1 protein-coding gene is annotated in these 471 nt (G+C 63.1%); it reads left to right on the forward strand.

The features are described 5' to 3' along the window. The coding region (locus H3221_RS25540) for an AMP-binding protein (protein WP_224490819.1) at positions 1-471 on the forward strand (471 nt) is incomplete at both ends.

Genomic DNA, 471 nt, shown 5'->3' on the forward strand with positions numbered 1-471 from the left:
AATCATCTGGAACTGAGCGGCGAATCGTCAGAAGCGCCCGCGATAGAGATTCATCCCGAGCAACTGGCTTATCTGATCTACACCTCCGGCTCCACCGGCAAGCCCAAGGGCGTGGCGGTGGCCCACGGCGCCATTGCCCTGCATTGCCAGGCGATTGGCGAGCGCTATGAACTGACGGCCGAGGATCGCGAGCTGCATTTTCTCTCGGTCAGCTTCGACGGCGCCCACGAGCGCTGGCTCACACCGCTGAGCCATGGCGCGCGTGTGGTGATCCGTGACCAGCAGCTGTGGAGCGTGCAGCAGACCTACGACTGCCTGATCGAAGAGGGCATCAGCGTGGTGGCCTTGCCACCGAGCTACCTGCGCCAGCTGGCCGAATGGGCCGAGCAATGCGGTAAAGCGCCCGGGGTGAAGACCTATTGCTTCGCCGGTGAAGCCTTCAGCCGCGAGCTGTTGCAACAGGTGATTCGC

Origin of the sequence: Pseudomonas chaetocerotis (assembly GCF_015712105.2) — a bacterium.
GTDB lineage: Bacteria > Pseudomonadota > Gammaproteobacteria > Pseudomonadales > Pseudomonadaceae > Aquipseudomonas > Aquipseudomonas chaetocerotis.